Raw genomic sequence first — 23,799 nt, 5'->3', positions numbered from 1 at the left:
ACCGACTGCTATCCTTTCGTTACAAGACGGACCGTCTCGTCTTGTGGCAGACTACCGGGGCGGATCGGGATATGTAAAGCGCACCCGATCCCCGCGAGGGGCGTTCGATCTCAGTTCGCAGAAGCGAGGACCACCAGATGCCAACCGATCTCGACGCGGTGAACACGGCGGCGGGCTCGCCTCGCAGACGCAGCGAGAAGTCGCGCACGGCGATCGTCACCGCCACGCGAGAACTGCTGCTCGAGCGCGGCTTCGACGGGCTGACCATCGAGGCGGTCGCCGCGCGCGCCGGCGTTGGCAAGCAAACCATCTATCGATGGTGGCCCACTCGCCCCGCGCTGGTCGCCGACGTGATGCTCGAAGACGCCGACAAGCTGCTCGCGTCGGTCAACCACAGCGGCAACCTGGCCGCCGACCTGGTGGGCTGGGTGGGCAAGTTGTTCGCCAGCCTGACGACCCCGCGCGGTTCGGCCATGCTGCGCACGCTGACGGTGGCCTGCATGGAACATGAGGACACCGCCGTCAAGCTGCGCGCCGGATTCAGTGCGCCGCTACACGACAGCGTGCGGGCCCGGCTCCTGGCCCACGGCATCGACGAGACCACCGCCGAATCGGCGGCGGATGCGATCGTCGGCGGGGTGGTGTACCCGATCCTTTCCGGCGCGCAGCCCTACTCGCGCCGCCGCGCCGAACGGACCACTCGGCTCATCGTGGAGGCGCTCACCGGCAGCTGACCGTCGCGGTTCAGCCGACCGACACCGCGGCCGAGTTCGTCAGCATGATCTTCTCGCACGCCGGCGCCTATCGTTTCCACCGAATCTTCCTGCAGCACTTGCAATCCGGTGTGCCCGATCAGTGGCTGTTGAAGTCGCCCGCCCACCTGTGGCAGCTGGACGCGCTGCTGGCCGAATACCCGGACGCGTTGATCGCGCAGACCCACCGCGACCCACTCAACGTTATATCGTCGATCGCCGCGCACACCCATCATCTGCGCCGGATGTGCAGCGACCAATCCAGCATCACCGAGTGCGCGGCCCAGTCCTACGAGGAGATCATCGTCGGCCTGGAGCGCGAGATGGCCTTGCGGGACAGCGGCGCCGTGCCCGCGGACCGGGTGATCGACGTGCAGTTCGCCGACTTCATGAACGACCCCTGGACCACGATCGAGGACATCTACGAGCGGTTGCGCCCCGATGCCGAGCAGAAGATGCGCGACTTCCTCGCCTCCCGCCCCTCGGACGGCGGGCGCAGCCGATACACCTGGGCGGACACCGGGCTGGACGCCGTCGAAGTGCGTGAGCGAGTGGGCGCCTACCTTGACCGCTACGGCGTGCCGACCGAGCACCTGCGCTGAGGTAGATCACACCGAACACCGCTGCGGCGCTTGACGTCTGCGAACGGTAGGCTCGGCGCAAGGGCGACGGGAGCGGCGATGGACGACGATTGCCTGAAGCTCACCACCTACTTGGCCGAGCGCAGGCGGACCGGGGACAGCTTCGTCTCCGATGTGCTGCTCGGCCTGTACGCGCGGCACCGAATCGCCTGCGGCGTCCTGCTGCGCGGCATCGGCGGGTTCGGCACCGGTCACTATCTGCGCACGGACGAGTCGCTGACGTTGTCCGAGGACCCGCCCGTGGCGATCATCGCGGTCGACACGCGAGCGAAGATCGAGGCGCTGCTCGACCCGGTGCTGAGCGTCAAGCAGCGAGGCCTGGTGACCCTGGAACGTGCTCGGCTGCTGCACGACGACATCGGGGGGCTGCCCGAAAACCTGCGCGACGCCGTCAAGTTGACGATCTACGTCGGGCGCAAGCAGCGCGTCGACGGCTCACCCGCCTACATCGCGCTGTGCGACTTGATGCACCGGCGCGGCCTGGCCGGCGCCACGGTGTTGCTCGGGGTCGACGGCGTCGCACACGGAGAACGCCGGCGCGCGAACTTCTTTGGCCGCAACGCCGATGTGCCGATGATGATCGTGGTCGTCGGCTCCGGCGAGCGCATCGGTCGGGTGCTACCAGAGCTCGGCGAACTGCTGCGCAGGCCGCTGTTTACCGTCGAACGGGTCCGGGTGTGCAAGCGCGACGGCCGGTTTCTGGAGCGACCGCACGCCCTGCCCGGGGTCGACGAGCGCGGCCTGCCGCTGTTCCAGCAGCTGACGATTTACACCTCGGAGTCGGCGCACCACGAGGGTGTGCCGATACACCGCGCGATCGTCCAGCGGCTGCGCCAAGCCAAGACCGTCGACGGCGCGACCGTGCTGCGCGGCGTCTGGGGGTTCCACGGCGACCACCCGCCCCATGGCGACGCATTGTTCTCGTTGACCCGCCGCGTTCCCGTCGTCACCGTGGTCATCGACACCCCGGCCAACATCGCCGAATCCTTCGCCGTCATCGACGAAGTGACCCGGCACGAGGGCCTGGTGACCAGCGAGATGGTGCCCGCACTGGTCTCCGACGACGGCGACTCCGGGCCCCCGCGCATGGCCCGGCACCGCTACTAGTTCAGCCGGCCACCGAAGCGTCGTAGATGGACTGGATCGCCTTGTCCAGGGTGGCGTTGAACTGCTCGTCGGATTGGTCGGCGGTCAGGCCCTCGGTCAGCGCGCGGCTGAAGCTGGCGATCAGCCCGGTGTTCTTGGCCAGCAGGTCGTTGGCCTCCTCGCGGGAGTAACCGCCGGACAGGGCCACCACCCGCATCACCTTCGGGTGCTCGATCAGGGGACGGTAGAAGTTGACCTCGGTGGGCAGGCTCAGCTTGAGCATCACGCGCTGACCCTCCGGCACGGAGTCGAGCTGCTTGGTGATCTCGTCGCGCAGGATGCCCTCGGCTTCGGCCTTGTCCGAGATCGAGATGGTGACCTCGGGCTCGATGATGGGCACCAGACCGTGCGAGAGCACCTGGTGGCCCAACTCGAACTGCTGGGCGACCACCGCCGCGATGCCCTTGGGGTTGGCGCCGCCGATTACCGACCGCTCCTTGGTCCCGAAGACGCCCAGGCCGGCGGCCCGGTCCAGCAGTTCGTCGAGACCCGGGATCGGCTTCATCAGCTGGACGTCGTCGGACGCGTCCGCCAGGCCCTTGTCGATCTTGAGGATCGGCACCACGCCCTTGGTCTCCCACAGGTAGGTGGTCGACGGCTTGCCCGCGATCTCGCGGTCCATGGTCTGCTCGAACAGGATCGCGGCCAGCACCCGGTCACCGGTGAACGCCGGGGACGTGATGATCCGCGAGCGCATCTGGTGAATGAGGTCGAACATCTCCTTCTCGGAGGAGTACGCGTCGTCCTGGATGCCGTAGAGGCGCAGCGCCTTGGGCGTCGACCCGCCGCTCTGGTCGAGAGCCGCGATGAATCCCTTGCCCGACGTCATCCGCTCCGCTTGCTGCTGGTTCGACATTGAACTCTCCCAGTTCCTCATGGCCCTCACGGGCACGGCGCCCACGGCCGGTGACCGCGCGCTCAAGTCCGAATCGTGCCGATCATATTCGGCCACTTTGGGCCCGAGCAGGCAGGTCGTCAGAGTGCGACGTCGGTCTGCGCCTCGGTCTGGCTGCGGGGTGGCGGCTTGCTGCGCCACAGCGCCATGCGGTCGAGGAGCCGGTCGCGCAAGACGAGCGTGTGGAAGAGTACCGCCGTCATGTGGGCGGTAAACGCGAGGAAGAGCAGTAGCGCGAAGGCGCCGTGGCACTCGCGCAGGACCGCGAAGACGTCGACGTTGTGCGGTGCGATGCCGGGCAGCGCGACGGGCCCGATCAGGGTGATCGGGAAGCGCGCCGACGACAGCATGGCCCATCCGGTCAGGGGCTGCACGAGCAGCAGGGCGTAGAGCAGGTATTCCGATCCCGTCGCGACGCGGCGTTCGGTCGTGCTCATGGTGGCCAAAAAGGGCGGCGGCCGGTGCCTGAGCCGGTTCACCAGCCGGACCAGGGCGAAGGTCAGGATCAGCAGGCCCAGCGGCCGGTGGATGGCCAGCAGTCGAGGGTACAAGCCCAGCGCGGCGACCATGGTCACGCCGATGAGCAGCTGCGCGATCACCATCGGGGCCATCAGCCAGTGCAGGACGCGCGAGAGCAGGGTGAACCGCGGCGCGACGGTCGCCTCAGTCATTGCAGGACCGCTTCGACGCCGACCGCGCTGGGCGTTTTGGGCTCCCCGGCGCGGCGACCGAATGAACGGGCGTACACCGCCGAGCGCGCCGCGAGCAGCGGGTCGTCGGAGGCGGTGATGCCGTCTGGCAGCACCAGCGGGTCGAAGTTGATGTCGCGCGCGTTACCGGCGTCCTCCGTCTGGACCGCGGAGATGGTGATGGTGCCGGCGTCGATGGTGCGCCGTCCCGGCGGCCACGGTTTGGTGGCGTCGTTGGTCGGGTCGCCCGGCTCGCCGACGGTGAGCACCAGCCGCCAGGTCAGCGGGGTGCGCGCCAGCGTCCGGATCAGGGCGTCGAACAGGTAATCCTTGGCCGACGGCCCGGCGGGCGGGGCCGCAACGTCGGCGCCTTGCTGGGGAATCGCCGACCAGCGCACCGGCACCGTCGCGCCCGCACCGTTGGTGAACCGGAAGGCGTTCAGCGCGTGGAAGGTGCTATCGGCGAATCCCGTGCTCGGCGGCGCCTGCTTGATGATCCGTATGGCCGCGGCGGTCTCGGGATGGCGTTGCAGGAACGCGGCCATCTGCTGCGGGTCGGGCTTGCCCGTGCCGGGCAGCGGCTTGGACGCCAGCAACCGGTCGTAAAAGCCCTGCGGGGTGCTGTCCGGGAAGACCGGGAGGTTGATCATCGCGGTGCGCCACTGCCGCTCGGCGGGCCCGTCGAACAGCAGCCCCAGCCCGCGGACGGTGTCGAGCTTGTCGGCTTGGTCGGGCAACCCACCGGACAGGGAAAACCGGCCGATCAGGGGAACGCTTCCGGGCGCGAACACCGCGGCCCGGCAGATCCCCGCTGCCGCCCCGGTGCTGACGAACGTGCCGGTGGCGCTGAGGCCCTTGGCATGGTTTCGCCGGAACCCGGCGTGGCGGCCGTAGACGTGCTCGAAGCGATCGGTGAATCGGGGCGGGGTCAGCGTGCCGGGCCGTAGCCAGGCACCGGCATAGGCGAAGCCACCGACGTCGACCGCGGCGGCGCCGGCTACCGCGCCCATGCCGAGCAGCGCGCGCCGCCGGTTCAGCGCCCCGGAATTCGACGCGGTGGGCGGGTCTTCTCCGGGATCGTCGGGCCGCTCGCCGCTGGGTTGCTCGCCGGCGCGATCACCGGGTTCCACGGCGGACCGTCCTTCCCATTTCTGCAGGCCACGCCGCGCGGGCCGAGGGCGAAGCAGGTGGAAGCAATTCACGCACGGGCCGTTGGCCCGCGCAACTTCTAGGCTGGCCGTCACGCACATCCGGACTACGTCGCGGCGCCCGAAATCGTTCAGCGTTTTGAGGGTGGCACGCCGCGTGTCCTACCATTGACTAAACACTTGTAGCTGTATCTGCATCTACCAGTGCAGATCGACGGGGTGCGTCTCCTCCGTAGGCGAGCGAGTTCCCGCGGGGTTGAATAAGCAGCCCCCGGATATGGCAGTGGCTGTTCGGAAAGCTAGCAGTGTCCCGTAAGGGAACGAATGTGAGTGATAGACCATGGGTGAACAAACCGGCGACTTAGTCGATCCGACCGCTTTTGAAGTGGGCAAACACCAGGTGGATCAGGCGGTCGTGCTCACCGTCTCCGGTGAAGTCGACATGCTCAGCTCGCCGCTGCTGGCCGATGCCATCCAGACCGCGCTGGCGACCAAGCCCACGGCTCTGATCGTCGACCTGTCCAAAGTCGGTTTTCTGGCGTCGGCCGGGATGACCGTCCTGGTGACCGCGCAGGCCGAGCTCGAGCCCCCGACGCAATTCGCGGTGGTCGCCAACGGCTCGGCCACCAGCAGGCCGATCAAACTCATGGGTATCGACAGCGTGCTCTCGCTCTACAGCAGCCTGGACGGAGCGCTGAGCGGCATCGCTGGTGAGTGAACGTCGACAGGGTGACAATGCAACGGGGAATGACGGGACGCGCTGACCAGCCGCAGAATGTGTCCAACATCGATGACCGATCCCGCTTCGTACGGACGCGTGTGGCCGCCGACGCGCGCAGCGCGGCCCGCGCCCGCGCCGAATTCGCGGTGTGGGTCGAGCGGTACTTCTCCTTTGACGACGACCGGTTCAGCGATCTGCTGCTGGCGGTGAACGAGGCGATCGCCAACGCCGCGGAATTCGCCTACGTCGACGCCGCCGAGCGCGGCACGCTCGACGTGCGGGCAGCCTACGACGTGAATGCCGACACCCTCGCGGTGACCGTCGACGACCGCGGCCGTTGGCGACAGAAGGTACCGGTGCAGCGCCAGCAGCAGCGGCGCGGCCGCGGCATCCCGCTGATGGAGGTGCTCGCCGACGACGTGGTCATCGAGCCCACGCCGCAGGGCACCCGCGTCACGTTGACGTGGAACGACGTCAACGCCTGATCAGCCCGCCTGTGCCAGCACCTGCTGGACGCGCTCTTCCCGCGGTAGCACCGGACCGTCGTCGAGGGGTTCGCCGATTCCTAGCTCGGTGAGCCCGGCGCTGGTCAGCAACGAGGTGCCGTAAGCGGCCAGCACGAGTTTCTGGTCCGCACTGTGCCCGTCCTCCACGAGCATCGCGCCGATGAGGCAGATGACGGCCATCTTGAACGCGTTGAACGCCCGATACCAGGGCCGGTTGGTGACCGTGATGCCGCTGGCCGACTCGTAGTGCGCGAGCAGCTCATCGATGGAAAGGGCCCCGGGGTGGCTGGTGATCCCGACCGGCTGCATCCACAGCATTTCGAGCCACCCGATGTCGGTCAGCGGATCACCGACGGTCGTCATCTCCCAATCGAAGACCGCGCTGACCTCGCCACCGGAGAAGGCGAAATTGCCCGGTTTGGCGTCCCCGTGCACCAGTGTGACCTTCGGGTACGGCGCGGGCTTGGCGGCGAGCAGGGCCTCGTGCAGCCGCTCCAGGGCGGGCAGGCGGCCGCGCTTGACCCGGTTCATCTCCGCGGCCCAGTGCGCGAGCTCGCGGTCCAGATGGTCGGAGCCGTCGTCGAGGGTGTCCAGCCCGATCCGGCTCAGGTCGACCGTGTGGATGGCGGCCAGCTGTTCGACCAGGCTCTGACACATTCGCACCACGGCGCGGTCGGCGTCGGGCGGCGGCTCCATTTCGTAGACGTCGCCGCCGACCCGTTCCATGACGAAGAACGGCCGACCGAGGACGTCGCCGGTGGGCTCGAGCCACAGCGCCCGGGGAACCCGGACCGGGGTATCGGCCAGGGCCCGCAAAATCCGGAACTGGCGCGCCAGGTCGTAGGGCTCCAGCAGCGCCGGTGGCCGCGGCCGCAGCCGCAACACGACATCCCGGTGGTCGTCGCGACCACCGGCGCGGGTGACGACGCGCAGCGTCATCATCTCGGCCGAGTGCCCGAAGCTCACCCGGTCGACGCCCTCGAGACGAACGTCGTCGGCGTCCAGCAGCTGCGTGCGCAGCCAGCCACCGAGCCGCCGTTGCAACTCCTCGTCCAGCGTCATTGGCGCACCCCCGCGTCATCCGCGGGCAGCCGATCGACCGGGGTTTTGTCCTGGGTGAACGCGGACATGTCCATCGCCGTCCAGTTGGGGTAGCGACGATAACCCTGGCCACCCAGCAGCAATTCGAAGATGCCCCAACCGGTCTCGCCGCCCCGTTCGAACCGCATCAGCTGGTCCAGGGCCATCGACTTGCCCTCCGTTTCGGTCAGCTGCGCGGGATCGCTGCTGTCCCAGGTGAAATGGATGAAGTATGCGCCGCCGCCCAGGTCCTCGTACCGGCAGTGCGCCATCGGCAGCCCGTAATAGGCGTTGACCTCGAGGTGCGGCGCCTCGGCGATCACCCGATGGGCCTCGCCGTCCTCGTCGGTGAAGACGAGCACCGCGCGGATGGGCCGTTTGCGGTCGCCGTCGAATTCGACGTCGTGGAAGATCTTGACGAATCGCTTCGACAAGGTCCCGTCGGCATGCGTGATGCCGCCGTCAACGTAATTGACCGTCCCATCGGAGGATTCGATGATCCACGCTTCGATGGCATGGTCGCCGAAGCCGGCGTCGAGCCACAGCCAGAAGTCGATCTTGTCGGAGATCCGCACCCCGAAGGTGCGGTCACGTCCGCCGTGGAAACCGTCGACGCTGATGCGTTCCCCGTCGATCTGCACCCAACCGCTCCACCGGCCGGGTTCTTTCATGTGGTACATGTCTGCGAGCAGTTCGCCACTATTGCCATGCACTTTCATGGGCAACAACTCCCACATCGGGGCAGTGGGTTCGTAGTAGAGTTCCCATTCGATTCCGGAGTTGTTGGGCTCGATGTCCAATCGCCACTTCTTCAGCGGCTCGACGCAGGTCCAGCGCATCGGCCCGGCGCGCAGCTCGGCGCGGTCATCGCCCGAGACCGGTCGCCCGGACAACAGGTCCCAGTGCCGGCCGTCGGCGAGGCTGACCTTGACGTAACCCAACCCGCTGGCGGTGTTCGGATTGTTGCCGTAGCCGCTGGCCAACAGCATGGTGCCGTCCGGCGACGCGGCGAAGAAGTAACACCGATCCGACCACGTCGGATCGGTGTCGTGCACCTGGTCGAACGTCGTCGGAAGCTGGTGGGTGAAGAACTCGTCCGCCGCGGAGTACCCCATCGATGACCTTTCTGGCTGGCTGACACGTTGTGCTGCAGGAGGATTCGTTACCGGCTCGGGCTGGACCGGATTCTGCTCGCGTCAGATAACAAAGCAGCACAACGCATCCCGTAACATCGCCGCCATGGAACCGAGCCGGCGCTGGGGCGACGACCGCGCGATTCTCGATGACGAGGAGGCCCGTCGACGAATCCTGGATGCCGCGGGCCGCTGCATCGTCCGGCGCGGCAACACCCAGTTCCGGATGGGCGAGGTGGCCGACGAGGCCGGCGTCTCGCGGTCGACGGTGTATCGGTATTTCCCGGGCCGCGAAGATGTCCTGCTGGGGCTGATGCTGTCGCGTGTGGACAGCGCGCTCGCCGAGTTGGTGCGCTCGCTGCCCGCCCCGGACGACCCGATTCGGTCGGTGCCGGAGATGGTGTTGGCGCGGGTGGAATCGGTGGACGGCAACGCGCTGAACGAAGCGTTGTTCGCCGCCGAGAGCACCGCGGTGGCCTCGGCGCTCGAGAAGGGTTCCGAACCGATCGTGGAGTTGCTGCTGCGGCATTACGGGCCGCTGCTGGACCGGTGGAAAGCGGCGGGGCTGCTTTACCCCGACGTCGATTTCCGGTCGATTGTCCAGTGGTTGCACACCGCGACGCTGTTTCTACTGGCGCCCTCGTGGCGGTTTCGGCCCGCCGCGGACAAACGAGAATTCGTCGAGCAGTTCGTGGTGAGGGCCTTGGTGCCACAGATCAGACAATAATCGTATATTGTCTGATGTCCAGACGTTCGATCGATTTTGTCCGACGCCGCTGGTGTTAAGCGCGCAGCACCGCGGCCGGCTCGCAAATCAGGATGGATGGACATGAAAGCTCCTGTGGGACACGCGTTTTCCATCCTCGGCTTGGCTGCTCACCTGGGCCGCGGTGCGGGGCGGGTGGCCACCGACGCGGCGGTCGGGGGCCGATTCGGCCTGCCACGGACGGTCGAGGACATCGACCCCGCCACCCTGTCCCGGGTCATGGGGACCACCGTTCGATCCATCCGCGTGCTGAGCCGCGACGCCGGCACCTCCTCGCGAGGCCGGCTGGTACTGACCGGCAGGGACGTTCCCGACTCGGTGTTCGTCAAGGTCGCGGCGCAGGACGCCGCCACCCGGCTGATGGGCGAACTCGGACGCTTGGGACACACCGAGGTGCGCTTCTACCGGGAGCTCGCGCCGCAGGTCATCGGCGTCCCCTACTGCCACGGCGCGGCATTCGACCCGTGGACCGGCCGATACCTGCTGGTCCTCGAGGACCTGCCGGCCGAGTCGTGCGAGTTCCCCGACACGCTGCATCCACTGTCGGCCGACCAGGCCAGCCTGATCGTCGAGCTGCTTGCCGAACTGCACGCCACCTTCTGGGGGCGCCTGCCGCGCGACGGGCGCGGCCCGATGGGCTGGCTGTACACCCCGTCGGGCGACGTCACCTCGCTGTTGACCGGGTCGCTCATGCACACCTCCATCAAGCGGCTGGCCGAGCGGACCACGATCCCGGTGGAAAACGGCAAGTTCATCGCCGACAACTACCGCGCCGTCGCCGCGCTCATCGACACTCCCCCCCATACCGTCATGCACGGCGATGCCCACCCGGGCAACATGTACTTCCACGGCGGCAAGGCCGGGCTGCTGGACTGGCAGGCGGTGCGCCGTGGGCACCCGTCACGCGAACTGGCCTACACCCTGATCACCAGCCTGACGCCGGAGGACCGCCAGGCCAACCAGCGCGACCTCCTCGACGACTACCGGCGGGCGCTGATCGCCGCCGGCGGACCCGAGCTGGACCGCGACGAACTGTGGCTGCGGTTCCGCCAGGCCGCGTTGTACGCATACGTCGCCCCGCTGATCACCACCGGGATGGGGGGCATGCAGCTCGAAGACATCGCGATGGAAGGCCTGCGGCGCGGCGTCGCCGCACTCGATGATCTGGAAACCGTCTACGCCCTGAAGGGCTCGCTCTAACGGCGGACCAATTCGGCCGAGGCTATTGCCTTCGTCTCGCCAAGAGTTACGCTACCTACCGTAGCGAAATCCTAGCGTGCCTCGCGCTCAGCCCGCCAAGGACAGCCCGCGACCCGGCGAAGGGAAGTCTCATGTTCGACCTGAAGATCATCGGTGGCACGGTCGTCGACGGCACGGGCGCGCAACGCTTTCCCGCGGACATCGGCATCAAGGACGGCAAGATCGTCGACGTCGTTCGCCGCTCCGTCGACGGCCCCACGCTGAGCGGGGAGTCGGCCGAAACCATCGATGCGACAGGGCGCGTGGTGGCACCCGGGTTCGTCGACATCCACACCCACTACGACGGCCAGGTCAGCTGGGACAGCCTGCTGGAGCCCTCCAGCGGCCACGGCGTGACCACGATCGTTACCGGCAACTGCGGCGTCGGGTTCGCGCCCGTGCGGCCCGGCACCGAACAGTGGCTGATCGAGCTGATGGAGGGCGTCGAGGACATCCCCGGGACCGCGCTGACCGAGGGCATCACCTGGGGATGGGAGACCTACCCGGAGTATCTCGACGCGGTCGACAAGCAGAAGTTCGCGGTCGACGTCGGCAGCCAGATCGCGCACGGCGCCGTCCGCGCCTACGCCATGGGCGAGCGGGGCGCGCGCAACGAACCGGCCACCCCCGAGGACATCGAGGCGATGGGCCGGCTGGTCCGCGAGGCGATCGAGGCCGGGGCGCTCGGCTTCTCCACGTCGCGCACGATGGGCCACCGCGCGATGGACGGTGAGCCGGTGCCGGGCACGTTCGCCGCCGAGGAAGAGCTGTTCGGTCTCGGCCGCGCGATGGCGGCCGGCGGTCAGGCGGTGTTCGAGCTGGCCCCGCAGGGCGCCGCGGGCGAGGACATCATCGGCCCGAAAAAGGAATTGGACTGGATGCGGCGACTGAGCGGCGAGATCGACCGGCCGGTGTCCTTCGCGTTGATCCAGGTGGACGCCGACCCGAAGCTGTGGCGGGAGATGCTGGACCTGTCCGCGGACGCGCACGCCGCGGGCGCCCGGCTCTACCCGCAGATCGCGTCGCGCCCCTTCGGCATGATGATCGGCTTCCAAGGCCATCACGGGTTCAGCCACCGGCCCACCTATCGCCGGTTGAAGGCCGAATGCAGCCGCGACGAGCTCGCGCAGCGGCTGGCCGACCCCGCCGTGAAGGCGGCGATCCTGGCCGAGGAGGACCTGCCCCCCGACCCCACATTGTTGTTCGACGGCATGTTCGCCCTGGTGCAGCACTCGCTGGGACGGCTGTATGCACTGGGCAATCCGCCGGACTACGAGCCCACCCCGGACCGCACCGTCGCGGCCATCGCCGAGGCCCGCGGCGAGGACCCGTTGTCCACCCTGTACGACCTCATGCTGGAGTCGAACGCGACCAACATGCTGATGCTGCCGCTGTTCAACTACGCCGACGGCAACCACGACGCGATCCGCGAGATGATGCTGCACCCCGCCGGCGTTCTCGGGCTTTCCGACGGCGGCGCCCACTGCGGAATGATCTGTGACGCTTCCTATCCCACGTTCCTGCTCACGCACTGGGCGCGGGACCGGCACCGCGGCGAGAAGCTGTCGCTGGAGTACGTGATCCGCAAGCAAGCCCGCGACACCGCGCACCTGTTCGGCCTCACCGACCGCGGCACCATCGAACCGGGCAAGAAGGCCGACATCAACGTCATCGACATGGACGCGCTGACACTGCATCCGGCCGCGATGGCGTTCGACCTGCCCGCCGGCGGCAACCGAATCCTGCAGGGAGCCAGCGGTTATGCCGCAACCATCGTCAGCGGAACGGTGACCCGCCGCAACGACGTCGACACCGGGGCGCGACCCGGCCGCCTAATCCGCGGAGCGCGTTAAGAGCTCCCGCGATGGCGACGGCGGCCGGCAATCCGGCCCGGACCCGCGGCGAGGACGCCATCGGCACCCCGCCGGAGTGCCCGACGCTGGTGCCCGCCGAGCGCTACTACTCCTCCGCCTTCGCCGCGCTCGAGTCGCAGCGGATGTGGCCGAGGGTGTGGCAGCTGGCCTGCATGCTCGACCACGTCGCGGCGCCCGGTGATTATTTCGAATACCGCTGCGGCCCCTATGGGGTGCTCATCGTCCGTGACGACGACGGGGTGCTTCGCGCGTTCCAGAACGTCTGCCGGCACCGCGGCAATTCGCTGTGCACCGGATCGGGTTCGGGCCTGCACGAACTCAAATGCGGCTATCACGGCTGGACGTGGGACCTGGCCGGCGCGCTCAAACGGGTGCCCAACCGCAAGGGCTTCGGCGCGCTGCGCATGTCCGACTTCCCGCTGCTACCGGCGCGCGTCGACACCTGGGCGGGGCTCGTCTTCGTCACCCTCGACCCGGGCGCGGTGTCCCTGATCGAGTACCTCGAGGCGGTGCCCGACGACATCGCCTGGTGCCACCTGGAGGATTTCCACTGCTATGCCACCCTCACCGTCGAGGTCGACGCCAACTGGAAAACCATCGCCGACGGATACAGCGAGACCTACCACATCCAGACCCTGCATCCCGAACTGCTGCGCTGCGTCGACGATATCCATGCACCGCAACGGATTTGGGGTCACACCGGGAAATCGGACCAGCCCTACGGTGTGCAGAGCCCACGGTTTGACGGCGCGCTGAGCGACGAAGAGGTCTGGGACGCCTACGTCTATACGCAGGGCGCGCTCATGGGCGCGGCCGAAGGCACCCCCTTCCCCGCCGACGAACGCCGGCCCGGGCAGACGGTTGCCGACCTGATCGCAAACCGAACGCGGGCGTTCGCCGCAACCCGCGGCGTGGATCTCAACTGGGCTGACACCGATCGAATGACCCGATTGCATCAGTACAACGTGTTTCCTAACATGACGCTTCTCGCCAACGCCGACCACCTGACCGTCATGTGCGCGCGCCCCGCCGTCGACCCGTCCCCCGACAAGGGTGAGCTGGTCATGTTCTTGATGACCCGAATGCCGCCGGGCGCGCCGCACACCAAGCCGACGGATGTCCGCATGGCCGCCGAGTCGGCCGAGCCCGGGGTGGTGCTCACGCAAGACATCGCGGTGCTGCCCGGCTTGCAGCGCGGAATGCACCAGCCCGGCTTCACCCACTTGATGTTGTCCAGCGAGGAGCGCCGCGTGATCAACATGCATCGCAACCTGGAGCGCTATCTCGACCTACCGGCCTCTCAGCAAATGAGCGGCGGTGCGGCGAAGTGATCTGTCGCAACATAATCCGTGTTCGCAGCGCGAAAGTGGCGCCGGGCGATTTACAATCCCGCTTGTGATGACCCCGTCTTACCCCTGGGGGGACGATCGAGGGCAACTTGCGCGGCGGCTTCGGCTGCCATATGAATCGCTCCGCCGGCGGCGGGCGCTACGTCTGAGCCAGAGTTTCGAGCGGGTGGGCGTTCGAACGGCACCGGAGCGGTTGCGCCAAATGCTGGAGGGCGCGCCGCTGGCCGCGCACGAGCTGATGAACGTGAACTTCGCGCTGATCGCGATCCGGCTCGACCGCGAATTGCGTGCCGCGCGCTACAAGAGACTCAAGCAACGCGGTACCCGGTCGCTGATGCTCGCCGGCCTGATCATGGTGGTGATCAACTTCCTCATGTGTATGGCCTACGTCATGCTGAACCTGGCCGAACAATCGGCGCCACTGTAGGTCTTCAGCGCGGAGCGACGATGCCGTTGTCGTAGGCGTAGACGATCGCTGCGGCACGGTCGCGCAGATCGAGCTTCCCGAATATCCGGCCGATGTGGCTCTTGACCGTGACGCCCGAGATGCACAGTTGATTCGCGATCTCCGTGTTGGACAGGCCCTGTCCGATCAACGTCAGCACGTCGAGTTCGCGGGTGGTCAGCTCACCGATCGCCGTGCCGCGCGGCCCGGGAGCGGCCTTGCGGTAGGTGGTCAACACCCGCGAGGTCACCGCGGGGTCTAGATAGCTGTCGCCCCTGGCGACGGCCCGCACCGCGCGGATCAACTCCTCGGCCGACGAGTCCTTGAGCACGAAGCCGGCCGCACCGGCGCGCAGCGCCCCCGATAACAGCTCGTCCTCGTTGAAGGTGGTCAGCGCCAGCACCGGCGGCCTGCCACCCAGCCTGCGCGTCGCCTCGATGCCGTCGACGCGGCGCATCCGCAGGTCCATCACGACGACGTCGGGCCGATGCTCGGCCACCGCGGCGGGCACCTCGTCTCCGTCGGCGCACTCGGCCACGATGACGAAACCGTCCTTGCGGCGCAGGATCCGGCGCAGGCCCGACCGCACCAGGTCCTGGTCATCGACGAGCAGCACAGCGACCTCGGGGACGGTGTCGATCACGCCCTGCACCACCCTGGCCGCCAGGCCGTATCGCCTTCCTGCAGCGGTATTTCGGCGCACACCGACCATCCGTCACGGGTGGGGCCGACGTCGATGGCCCCGCCGAGCAGCTCGACGCGCTGGCGCATGCCGCGCAAACCGCGCCCTTCGGGTGATCGGGTGGCCGTCACCGCGGCGGGTAGCAGGTTGGTGACGGCGAGCCTCGCCGACGCGGGTGAGATATCTAGCACAACACCGGCTTTCGACTCGGGCGCATGCTTGGCGATGTTGGCCAGCGATTCCTGGGTGATGCGATACAGCGCAAGGCCGACCGCGGCCGAGACGTGATCGGTGGGCCCTTCGACACACAGCGCGACGGCCAGACCGGCCCGCTGGAAACCCTCGACGAGTAGCGCGATGTCACCGATCCCGGGTTCGGGCACGGTTTGCGCGGCCTTGGTCGGCCAGTTGTCGAGCAGCCCGACGGTACGACGGATGTCGGCCATCGCCTGGCGGCCGAGTCGCTCGGCTTGTTCCAAAGCCTCGACCGCGTCGTCGACGTCGCGATCCTGTTGCAGCGCGCGGCGCGCGCCGGTCACGTGCAGCAGGGTGATGCTCAGCGAATGGGCGATCACGTCGTGCACTTCGCGGGCGATGCGCCGCCGCTCGTCGGCGGCGGCGTGCTCGGCCAGCATGCCCTGCGCCGCAATCTGTTCGGCCAGCAGCAACCGCTGGGTGCGCATCAGGTAGCCGAGCAGCCACCCCACCGCGATGAAGCCGAGGTACAACACCACCGTGTCGAGGCGGTGCAGCGCGGAGTCGGCGAGCAGCAGCGCCGCCGCCGACGCAGCAGCCAACAGGCCGGCTAGCACCGACGCCAGCGTCGCGACGACCAGGACCATCAGGACCAGCAACGCCGGGCCGAAATCGGCGTGAATCGGCGCCGACGTACCGAACAAAGTCAGCGCGGAAGAAGCCAACCAGGTGGCCCACAACGGCCCCGGGGTCATCTTCATGTTGAAGATCAAGAACGCGAACGACGGCGACAACGCCAGGGCGAACGCGGTGAGCGCCACAGGCAGGTCGGAGACGGGCCGCTGCAGCGTCCCGATCACGCCGCCGAGCACCAAGGCGACATCGACCGAGATCAACGCCGCCCAGGTGATACCGACGGGAATCAGCTCGCTTCGTCGGCGAAGCAGTTCCCGCAGGTGATCCGCTGCGGCGCGCAACATCGTCCAATCCTAGAAGAGCCCCGTGCTTCGTGACATCCTGCTGCGGGCGGCACCCACCTCCGCCCGTGGTAGGAGACAAAGACTGCACTTCGGCACGACGCGCGGTGGGCGGCCGAATTCCTAACGTCGAGTCATGACATGGACACTGCTGCACGACCGCATGGCCTTCATGGCCCAGGTGATCAAAGCCGCCGAGACGGACCCCGAGGCGGCACTTGCGTTGATCGACAAGTCATCCGAGGTGTCCGAGCTGTTCGGCGACGAGGAAGGCCTGCTGCTCTCACTCGGCCAGCGTTGGATCACCATGCTGGTGGCCAAGCTGGATCAGGCGGCCCACGAGGGCGCGTCGGCCGAGCAGGTGCTCGCCGATCTCGAAGCCGCCGAGCCGGGATTGCATGCGCTGGTCAAGATCGGCACCCGCCGATCGCTGCGGGTGCGCTCCCTGACGCGCGGCGAGCATGTGGCCGTGGGCCTGTTTGGCGGGCCCACCAGCGATCGGCAGACCGTTGCATGACCGAATGGGAAGCCTTGCGCGACTGACGTCACGCTACGCGGTCGTCATCATCGGCCTCTGGATCCTGGCGGCCGCGGCGGCCAATCTCGCGGTTCCGCAACTGGAGCGCGTCGTCGACACCCATGCCCGGTCCTTCATGCCGCCCGGCGCGCCCAGCGCCGAGGCGGCCGCCCGGGCCGCCCAGTTGTTCAACCAGACGCCCAGCAACAACTTCGTTTACGTTGTGCTGGAACGCAATCAGCGTCTGACGCAACAGGATCGCCAGTTCTACGACGCGTTGACGGCCGCGCTGGGTTCGGACCAGCGCCACGTGTATGCGGTGACCGACCTGTGGTCGCAGCCCGCCACGGCCGCCGGCGCACAGAGTTCGGACGGCAAGGCGGTCAGCGTCATGGTGCGGCTCGCCGGGATGCTCGGCACCGCGCAGGCGCGCGATTCGGTGGACGCCGTGCGCGGCACCATCGACAAACTCGCGCCGCCGTCGGGACTGGAGGTCCATGTCACCGGCCCCGGCGCCACCATCGTCGACGAGTTCTCCGCGATCGACCGCCAGATGCTCGGCATCACCGCCGCCACCATCGGTCTCATCCTGCTGCTGTTGCTGGTGGTCTACCGCTCGCCGGTCGCTGCGGCTATCCCGCTGATCTCGGTGGGACTCGCCCTGGCTTTGGCGCGCGCCGCCGTCGCCGCCCTCGGCCAGTCCAATGTGGTTGAGGTGTCGCTATTTTCGGTAGCACTCATGGCCGCGATGACCCTCGGTGCCGGTACCGACTACGCGATCTTCCTGGTCGGCCGCTATCACGAAGGCCGCCGCAACGGCGTCGCCCCTGCCCAAGCCTTGACGCAGGCCTACCGTTCCATCGCGCCCGTCGTGATCGGATCGGCGTTGACGGTGTCGGTGGCGCTGGCGTGCCTGGTGTTCGCGAAGGTCGGTTCGTTCCGCAGCGCCGGGCTGCCCTGCTCCATCGGCATTCTGGCGACCATGGTCGCGGCGTTGACGTTGACGCCCGCGCTGATGAGCCTGGCGATACGTCGCGGGTATCTCGAACCGCGGCCGTCCACCACCGCGCGGCGGTGGCGCCGGGTCGGGACGTCAGTAGCGCGCTGGCCGGGCCCGATCCTGGTCGCCGCGCTGGGGTTGTGCCTGCTCGTCGCGCTGCCGTTGGCCGGCATGCGGGTCGGCTTCAACGAGCCCGCCGCGACGCCGTCGTCCACCGACTCCAATCGCGGCTATGCCAGCGCGGGAAGGCATTTCGCGGCGAACTCGCTGTTGCCCGACGTCGTCGCCATCCAGGCCGACCACGACCTGCGCAACCCCGCCGGCCTGATCGCCATCGAGCGAATCACGCGTCACATCATGGCCGTGCCGGGGGTGCGTGCGGTACAGTCCGCCAGCCGCCCGGACGGCAAGGTTCCCGAACAGGCGACGCTGAGCTATCAGGCCGGTGTGCTCGGCCGCCAGTTCGGGGACACGATGGATACGCTGACGCAGCGCCTCCGGCGGGTCTCCGAACTGGACGGTGCGCTGGCACAGACCCAGCGGGCCGTCGACGGGCTGGGCAACGGATTGCGAGGCGGCAGTGCCGGATTGGCGGACATGTCCGGCGCCGCCGAAGACATGCGGGCCGGCATGGACGGGCTGCAACGCAACGTCACGACGGTGTCGGGCTACCTCGACCCGTTGCGGGACTTCGTCGGGCATACCCCCGACTGCGCGGCCAACCCGATCTGCTCGACGGTGGACCGGGTGCTACAGCCCGTCGACAGCCTGGTGCAGACGGCCACGCGGCTGGGTTCCGGCGCCGCGAAGCTGACCAGCGGCTCGACCACCGCCGCCACCGCGATGGCCACGCTGCCCCAGAGCGTGACCTCGATGAAAGACGCGTTGGGACAGGCCCGTTCGGCCACGCACGACTTACTGACGCTGTCCGACACGCTCGGGCCGCAGATGCATCAGCTGACCGACTACCTGAACGAGATCGCCACGCAATTCCAGGGCAGCGCCGCGGGGGACTTCTACATGCCGCAGCGCGCGTTGACCGACGCTCGGTACACCACCGCGCTGCGCCACCTCATCTCCGAAAACGGTCGCGCCGCGTACCTGTTGGTCTATGGCGACGGTTCCGAATGGGGGGCCGATGGCGCCAAGCGGGCCGATCAGGTGCGCGCCGCCATCAAGGAGGCCACCAAGGAGGGGACACTGACCCCGACCGAGGTCGACCTGGCCGGCGTGGGCCCGGTGACGGCCGATCTGCAGCGCTTCGTCGCCAGCGACGCGACGCTGCTGGCGGGCGCCGCACTGGTGCTCATCTTCTTGATCGTCACGGCCATGCTGCGCAGCCCGGTGGCGGGCGTGGTCGTCGTCGGGACCGTCGTCACCTCCTATGCCTCGGCCGTCGGCGCCAGCGTACTGATCTGGCAGCACCTGCTGCATCAGGACCTGCACTGGGCCGTGGCGCCTTTCGCGTTCATCGCGCTGATCGCCGTCGGCGCCGATTACAACCTGTTGCTCGCGCTGCGCATCAAACAGGAAGCGGCGGCGGGCCTCAAGACCGGCATCATCCGGGCCTTCGGCGGCACCGGCGGGGTGGTCACCGTCGCCGGCATCGTGTTCGGGTTGACCATGCTGGCGTTGTTGACGAGCAGCGTGCTCAGCGTTGCCCAGATCGGCACGACCGTCGCGGTCGGACTGTTGCTGGACACTCTGCTGGTGCGAGCATTCATCGTGCCGTCCATCGTCGCCCTGTTGGGCCGGTGGTTCTGGTGGCCGAGCCCGCTTCCCCGCCACGCCGTCGCGCCGAGCGTGAAAACGCCCGAGCGACAACGGGTTACTGCTGCGGCGGTATGACCGAGGACGGCAGGCCGACCAGCACGCCTTCAACGTCGCCGTCGACGCTCACCAGCAGGCCACGCCCCGGCGGCAGGTTCTGGGCGCGGACGTTCCGGTTGATCCGGTTCTGCGGGTCGTTGTCCATGTACAGCTGAGCGACTTTCGCCGAGTTCTGGAAACGCATCCACGGATCCATTTGCAGCGTCGCCCAGTTCGCGCTGTTTCGGGTGGTGAAGACATGCAACCCGATCTGCCGGGCGCGTTCCATCAGCTTCCACAGCGCCGCTCCCACCGGTGGTTTGGGCGGGTAGCTCTGATCCGGGCGCAGGTCTCCGATGTCGTCGATGAGCACGAAGTGCCGCGGGCCCTCCCACGGCTTGAGCTCGCGTAACTCCTCCTGGCTCAGGCCTTTCGGGGGCAGCCGCGGCAGCAGGACCTGCTGCGCCAAGGCGGTGATCACCTCGTCGATCTCGTCCTGATCATAGGCGTACGCGCGCACGTAGCCAGGGCCGTGCAGATCGCGCAGGCCGTGCGGCGCGGTCTTCGGGTCGATCAGCGTCAGCTGCGCTTCCTCGGGGCTGAAGCGGCTCATGATCGCCTCGCCAATGGCGACCAGCGACAACGTCTTTCCGCACCCTTGCCGCCCCAGGATCATCAGTCCGGGACTCTCGCGCAGCTTGATCGGAACCGGCCCCAGTTCGTGGCGCTCGCCAATGGCGAAGGCGATCGAGAGGTCGTCGCCGCTGGGGCGCGCCGCCTCGTAATCCAGGATCGCCTTCAGCGCCACCCGCTGCGGCAGTCGCTGCAGGGTGGCATGCTTGGTGACCCCGGCGACCTCGGCGATGCGGGCCCCGACGTCGACGATGCTGACGACCGCGCCGGTGGCCGGGTCGGTCAGCGCCGGCACACCGACCCGTAGTTCGTGCAGGCTGTCGGTCAGGCCGAAGCCTGGCCGGTTCAGTGTCCGCCGGGCCGCGTCCCGCGACTCCAGCGACGAATGCCCCATCTGGCTTTCGCTGGGGTCGGCCAGCCGTAATTGGATTCGCGCCGTGGCGTTTTGCAGCAGGCTTTGGCGCTGCCCGTGAATCCAGCCGCCGGCGCTGCACATCACGTGCACCCCGTATTCGGGGCCGCGGCTGCTCAGCGAGATGATGCGATCGCCCAGCACGGTGTCTTTGGAGTACAGGTCGTCGTAGTCGTCGACCACCACGAACACATCGCCGAACGGGTCGTTGGCGTCGGTGCCACCCAGGCCGTCGCTGCCCGGCGCGAAACGGCGTTCGCGGAAACCGTCGAGGTCGATCTTGAGGCGCCGGAACGAATCCTCTCGGGCATCGATCAAGGCGTCCATGCTGCTCAAAATCCGCTCGATGCCCTCGGCGTCCTTCGGCGACACGATGTCGGTGACGTGGGGCAGCGAGGCCGCCTGGGCGAGCGTCGCCCCGCCGATGCAGAAGAACGTCACGCGCGAGGGGGTGTACATCGTCGCCGCCGAGCACATCAGCGTCATCAGGGTGGTGGTCTTGCCGCGCTGCTTGGCGCCCACCACGATCACGTTGCTGCGCAACGCATCCACCGCATGCACCACCTGCTTGGACTCTTCGGGGATGTCCATGACGCCCACCGGGAACATCAGGCCGGCGTTGTGCCCGTAGTCGACGTGCCACGGCTTGCCCCGGTATCCGGCGACCAGGGCATCAATGGTCTCGGGCTCCTCCAGCGGCTCCAGCCACGGCCGGCGCGGCGAGCGGTGCGGCACCTCATGCAACGACTCGCGCAGCACGTCGACGATCTTCTTGCGCTTGAAACCGTCGTCGTAGTAGAGGAATTCGTCGGGCTCGGCGTCGACGGCGGCGGCCGCCTCCAACGCCGTGGCATCGGAGGCGTCCAGCGGCTGGTACTGCCAGTTGTACAGCCGCGGCTTGGTCAGCGTCATGTCGACGGTGGTGGCGACCTCCTTGGTCTTGGGCACCACGAACGGCGCGGAGAGGTAGAAGCAGCGGAACGGCTCGAGGTCGCGCGGCCCCACCTTCAGCAGACCGAAGCCGTTCTCCTTCGACGGCAGGTGGTAGGCGGCGTCGCTGCCGATCACCTCGCGGCTGTCGTCACCGGACTCGGCGCGCAGCGCGATGCGAAAGGCGATGTTGGACTTGACCTTCTGCAACGACGACAGGTCCAGGCGCTGCCCACCCAGCATGAAGAAGACGTTGGCGCCGCGGCCCTCCTGGCCGATGTGAATGATGAGGTTGATCCACTTCTCGTGGTTGGCGAACAGTTCCAGGTATTCGTCAACGATGACCAGCAGCACCGGCACCGGCGGCAGGTCGCGGCCGGCGAGCCGGATCTCTTCGTAGTCGTTGGCATCGCGCGCACCCACCGAGGTGAACAACTCATAGCGCTGTTTGATCTCGCCGTCGATGACGCGGCGCATCCGCTCGGCCAAGTGCCGTTCGTCCTTGCCGAGGTTCGACAGCGCGGCCACCACGTGCGGGATGCCGAGGATGTCCTGGGCCGCCGACTCGAACTTCATGTCGACGAAGATGACGTTGAACGTTTCCGGCGAGTGGGTCAGCGCGATGCCGTAGACCAACGACAGGAAGAACTCCGACTTACCCGAGCCACTGGTCCCGATGACCACGGAGTGGAAGCCGAAGCCGCCGAAGTCCTTGGCGCGGATGATGATGTTCTGCAGCTCGCCGTTGGGTTTGGCCCCGACGGGAACCTCGCACCAGCGCTCGTCGCCGCGGCCGCGACGCTCCGCCCACAACCGGTCGACGTCCAAGTCCCGCGGGTCGCTGATGCCCAGGGCCCGCAGCAATTCGGTTGCACCGCTGACCGAGTCGTTGATCTCGCTGCGGCTGGTCGGCGACCAGCGCGCCATCGCCCGCGCGTAGCGGTAGGCGCGGTGCACCGAGAGCTGATCCGCGTGGGCGAAGAATTTGCCGCGCACCCGTAGTAGCGGGGCCTGACGGTTGTCCTCGCCGTCGGCGTCAGAGCCGTTGCGGTGCAACGCGATTTTGCCGTTGACCGAGCCGTTGGGTGAGCTGTGGCGTTCACTGAGGTCGAACACCTGGTCGTCGCCGAAGCCCACGCCGGTGCCGACCCGGGACGCGATGCGCAGCAGGGTGATTCCCGCCTTACCGACCTGTCCGACCACGCTCTCCCACGCGTCTGGGCTGCCGGTGTTGTCGTCGACGATCACCAGGTGCGGTCCGAGATCCACCGTGTCGGCGCCGCTTTCCAGCGTCGAGCCCATCGCCGTCGGGCTGGCCGCGGCCAGCGGTGCCCACGCGCCGCGCTTGCCCTTCATGTGCAGTTCGGCGGCCAGGGATTCTTCGAGTTCCTCGGGCGTGGCGAAGACCAGGCGCCGGAACCCGCACGCGTCGAACAGTTCGTCGTGCAGGTTGTGCGGCAGCCACACGATCCACGACCACACCTCGGGATTGCGGGTCACCACCATCAGCTTGACGTCGCGCGGATTGTGGAACACGGCCAGGGAGCACAGCACCGCGCGCATCAGCGAGCGCAGCCGGTCCAGGTCCTCCCCGACGAAGCTGAAGCCGGGCGCCGATCGCAGGTTGACCACCTTGGCGATGTCGCGAATCTTGCGCTGCTCCAAGATGAAATCGCGCAGCGCCTGCCCGGTCACGGGTTCGAGCTCCTCATCGGAGGCGATGTCGGGCCAGGTCACCGAGAGCACCGAGTCCGGCGCGTGCTGCACGCCGGTGCCGAGCCGCACCTCGAGGAAGTCGGCGTCGCCGCGGCCGCGCTCCCACATCCGCGGGCCGCCGATGATGGCGCCCAACCCACGAGGATCGGAATGCACGAAGTTCTGCCATTCGCGCTGTGCGCACACCGCGGTCTGAATCTCGTCGCGGTTGCCGTCGAGGTCGCGCAGATAGCGGCGACGGCCCTTTTCCATTTCGCCCCAGGTGATTTTGCGGGCGCGGCCGAAGCGACCGGAGAACGCCAGCATGCTGAACGCGCCAATGCCCATCAGCGGGAAGAAGCCCGTGGTCAGGCTGCGCACGCCGGAGACGTAGAGCATGACGATGGTGCCGATGAGCGCCACGATCAGCGCCGGCACCCCGATCATCACCCAGATGTTGCGCGGCTCGCGCTCCGGTAGCGCGATCGGCGCGCTGGGCGCCACCCGTACCGGTTTCGGCGGCTCGACCTTGACGCGGTTGATGGGGAACGCTTTCTTGGACATT

19 protein-coding genes and 1 pseudogene are annotated in these 23,799 nt (G+C 67.9%); 12 read left to right on the top strand and 8 right to left on the bottom strand.

Annotated features, from left to right (window positions below; translation table 11 throughout):
* Positions 1 to 137: 137 nt before the first annotated feature.
* From DQP58_RS05260 to DQP58_RS05250, 3 genes and pseudogenes are all read left to right on the top strand, one after another.
* Positions 138 to 734: a TetR/AcrR family transcriptional regulator gene (locus DQP58_RS05260; RefSeq protein ID WP_112707432.1), complete on the top strand. Its 597-nt coding sequence runs from the start codon at positions 138 to 140 to the stop codon at positions 732 to 734.
* Between the two features lie 23 nt (positions 735 to 757).
* Positions 758 to 1,354, top strand: a pseudogene (locus tag DQP58_RS05255) (sulfotransferase family protein); the annotation flags it as partial.
* 78 nt (positions 1,355 to 1,432) lie between these two features.
* Complete coding sequence (locus DQP58_RS05250) at positions 1,433 to 2,500, top strand: DUF190 domain-containing protein (protein WP_112707431.1); 1,068 nt, start codon at positions 1,433 to 1,435, stop codon at positions 2,498 to 2,500.
* 1 nt (position 2,501) lies between these two features.
* Here the strand turns inward: DQP58_RS05250 and DQP58_RS05245 are convergent, their stop codons facing one another.
* The 3 genes from DQP58_RS05245 to DQP58_RS05235 form a co-directional block, all read right to left on the bottom strand.
* Positions 2,502 to 3,395, bottom strand: a complete 894-nt coding sequence (locus DQP58_RS05245) for a fructose bisphosphate aldolase (RefSeq protein WP_112707480.1) — start codon at positions 3,393 to 3,395, stop codon at positions 2,502 to 2,504.
* A gap of 119 nt (positions 3,396 to 3,514) precedes the next feature.
* Positions 3,515 to 4,105, bottom strand: coding sequence for a cytochrome b (locus DQP58_RS05240; RefSeq protein WP_112707430.1), 591 nt, complete (start codon positions 4,103 to 4,105; stop codon positions 3,515 to 3,517).
* Complete coding sequence (locus DQP58_RS05235; RefSeq protein WP_430915694.1) at positions 4,102 to 5,253, bottom strand: catalase family peroxidase; 1,152 nt, start codon at positions 5,251 to 5,253, stop codon at positions 4,102 to 4,104. Before DQP58_RS05235 ends, DQP58_RS05240 begins: the two co-directional genes overlap by 4 nt.
* Positions 5,254 to 5,611: 358 nt before the next feature.
* Between DQP58_RS05235 and DQP58_RS05230 the strand changes: the two genes are divergently transcribed.
* A complete protein-coding gene (locus DQP58_RS05230) occupies positions 5,612 to 5,989 on the top strand; it encodes an STAS domain-containing protein (protein ID WP_112707429.1) in 378 nt (125 codons plus the stop codon).
* 59 nt (positions 5,990 to 6,048) lie between these two features.
* A complete protein-coding gene (locus DQP58_RS05225) occupies positions 6,049 to 6,477 on the top strand; it encodes an ATP-binding protein (protein ID WP_112707478.1) in 429 nt (142 codons plus the stop codon).
* Here the strand turns inward: DQP58_RS05225 and DQP58_RS05220 are convergent, their stop codons facing one another.
* Positions 6,478 to 7,560, bottom strand: a complete 1,083-nt coding sequence (locus DQP58_RS05220) for a phosphotransferase family protein (RefSeq protein ID WP_112707428.1) — start codon at positions 7,558 to 7,560, stop codon at positions 6,478 to 6,480.
* Positions 7,557 to 8,693: a DUF7064 domain-containing protein gene (locus DQP58_RS05215; protein WP_112707427.1), complete on the bottom strand. Its 1,137-nt coding sequence runs from the start codon at positions 8,691 to 8,693 to the stop codon at positions 7,557 to 7,559. The genes DQP58_RS05220 and DQP58_RS05215 overlap by 4 nt, the downstream gene beginning before the upstream one ends.
* 124 nt (positions 8,694 to 8,817) lie before the next feature.
* Between DQP58_RS05215 and DQP58_RS05210 the strand changes: the two genes are divergently transcribed.
* The 5 genes from DQP58_RS05210 (at position 8,818) to DQP58_RS05190 (ending at position 14,366) form a co-directional block, all read left to right on the top strand.
* Positions 8,818 to 9,438 (top strand): TetR/AcrR family transcriptional regulator, encoded by a 621-nt coding sequence (locus tag DQP58_RS05210; protein ID WP_112707426.1) that lies wholly within the window; start codon positions 8,818 to 8,820, stop codon positions 9,436 to 9,438.
* Between the two features lie 102 nt (positions 9,439 to 9,540).
* Positions 9,541 to 10,677 carry a phosphotransferase gene (locus DQP58_RS05205; RefSeq protein WP_205869342.1) on the top strand — a complete coding sequence of 379 codons (1,137 nt, stop codon included), beginning with the start codon at positions 9,541 to 9,543 and terminating at the stop codon, positions 10,675 to 10,677.
* 131 nt (positions 10,678 to 10,808) lie between these two features.
* Positions 10,809 to 12,569, top strand: a complete 1,761-nt coding sequence (locus DQP58_RS05200) for an N-acyl-D-amino-acid deacylase family protein (protein ID WP_112707424.1) — start codon at positions 10,809 to 10,811, stop codon at positions 12,567 to 12,569.
* Positions 12,570 to 12,580: 11 nt separating this feature from the next.
* Positions 12,581 to 13,921, top strand: coding sequence for an aromatic ring-hydroxylating oxygenase subunit alpha (locus DQP58_RS05195; protein ID WP_112707423.1), 1,341 nt, complete (start codon positions 12,581 to 12,583; stop codon positions 13,919 to 13,921).
* Between the two features lie 184 nt (positions 13,922 to 14,105).
* Positions 14,106 to 14,366 carry a hypothetical protein gene (locus tag DQP58_RS05190; RefSeq protein WP_112707422.1) on the top strand — a complete coding sequence of 87 codons (261 nt, stop codon included), beginning with the start codon at positions 14,106 to 14,108 and terminating at the stop codon, positions 14,364 to 14,366.
* A 4-nt stretch (positions 14,367 to 14,370) separates the two neighbouring features.
* Here the strand turns inward: DQP58_RS05190 and DQP58_RS05185 are convergent, their stop codons facing one another.
* Both DQP58_RS05185 and DQP58_RS05180 read right to left on the bottom strand, forming a co-directional pair.
* Complete coding sequence (locus tag DQP58_RS05185; protein ID WP_066861989.1) at positions 14,371 to 15,027, bottom strand: response regulator transcription factor; 657 nt, start codon at positions 15,025 to 15,027, stop codon at positions 14,371 to 14,373.
* Positions 15,024 to 16,241: a sensor histidine kinase gene (locus DQP58_RS05180; protein WP_112707421.1), complete on the bottom strand. Its 1,218-nt coding sequence runs from the start codon at positions 16,239 to 16,241 to the stop codon at positions 15,024 to 15,026. Before DQP58_RS05180 ends, DQP58_RS05185 begins: the two co-directional genes overlap by 4 nt.
* Before the next feature lie 133 nt (positions 16,242 to 16,374).
* Between DQP58_RS05180 and DQP58_RS05175 the strand changes: the two genes are divergently transcribed.
* Both DQP58_RS05175 and DQP58_RS05170 read left to right on the top strand, forming a co-directional pair.
* Positions 16,375 to 16,755, top strand: a complete 381-nt coding sequence (locus DQP58_RS05175) for a hypothetical protein (protein ID WP_112707420.1) — start codon at positions 16,375 to 16,377, stop codon at positions 16,753 to 16,755.
* A 4-nt stretch (positions 16,756 to 16,759) separates the two neighbouring features.
* Positions 16,760 to 19,603 (top strand): RND family transporter, encoded by a 2,844-nt coding sequence (locus tag DQP58_RS05170; RefSeq protein ID WP_430915693.1) that lies wholly within the window; start codon positions 16,760 to 16,762, stop codon positions 19,601 to 19,603.
* Here DQP58_RS05170 and eccCa read toward each other — a convergent pair.
* Positions 19,584 to 23,798, bottom strand: coding sequence for a type VII secretion protein EccCa (gene eccCa / locus DQP58_RS05165; protein WP_112707418.1), 4,215 nt, complete (start codon positions 23,796 to 23,798; stop codon positions 19,584 to 19,586). The two genes, DQP58_RS05170 and eccCa, sit on opposite strands and share 20 nt — an antisense overlap.
* Between the last annotated feature and the right edge of the window lies 1 nt (position 23,799).

Origin of the sequence: Mycobacterium colombiense (assembly GCF_003284975.1) — a bacterium.
Lineage (GTDB): Bacteria > Actinomycetota > Actinomycetes > Mycobacteriales > Mycobacteriaceae > Mycobacterium > Mycobacterium europaeum_A.
The sequence above is the reverse complement of the archived record's forward strand: the minus strand, read 5'-3'. Positions and strand labels throughout refer to the sequence as shown.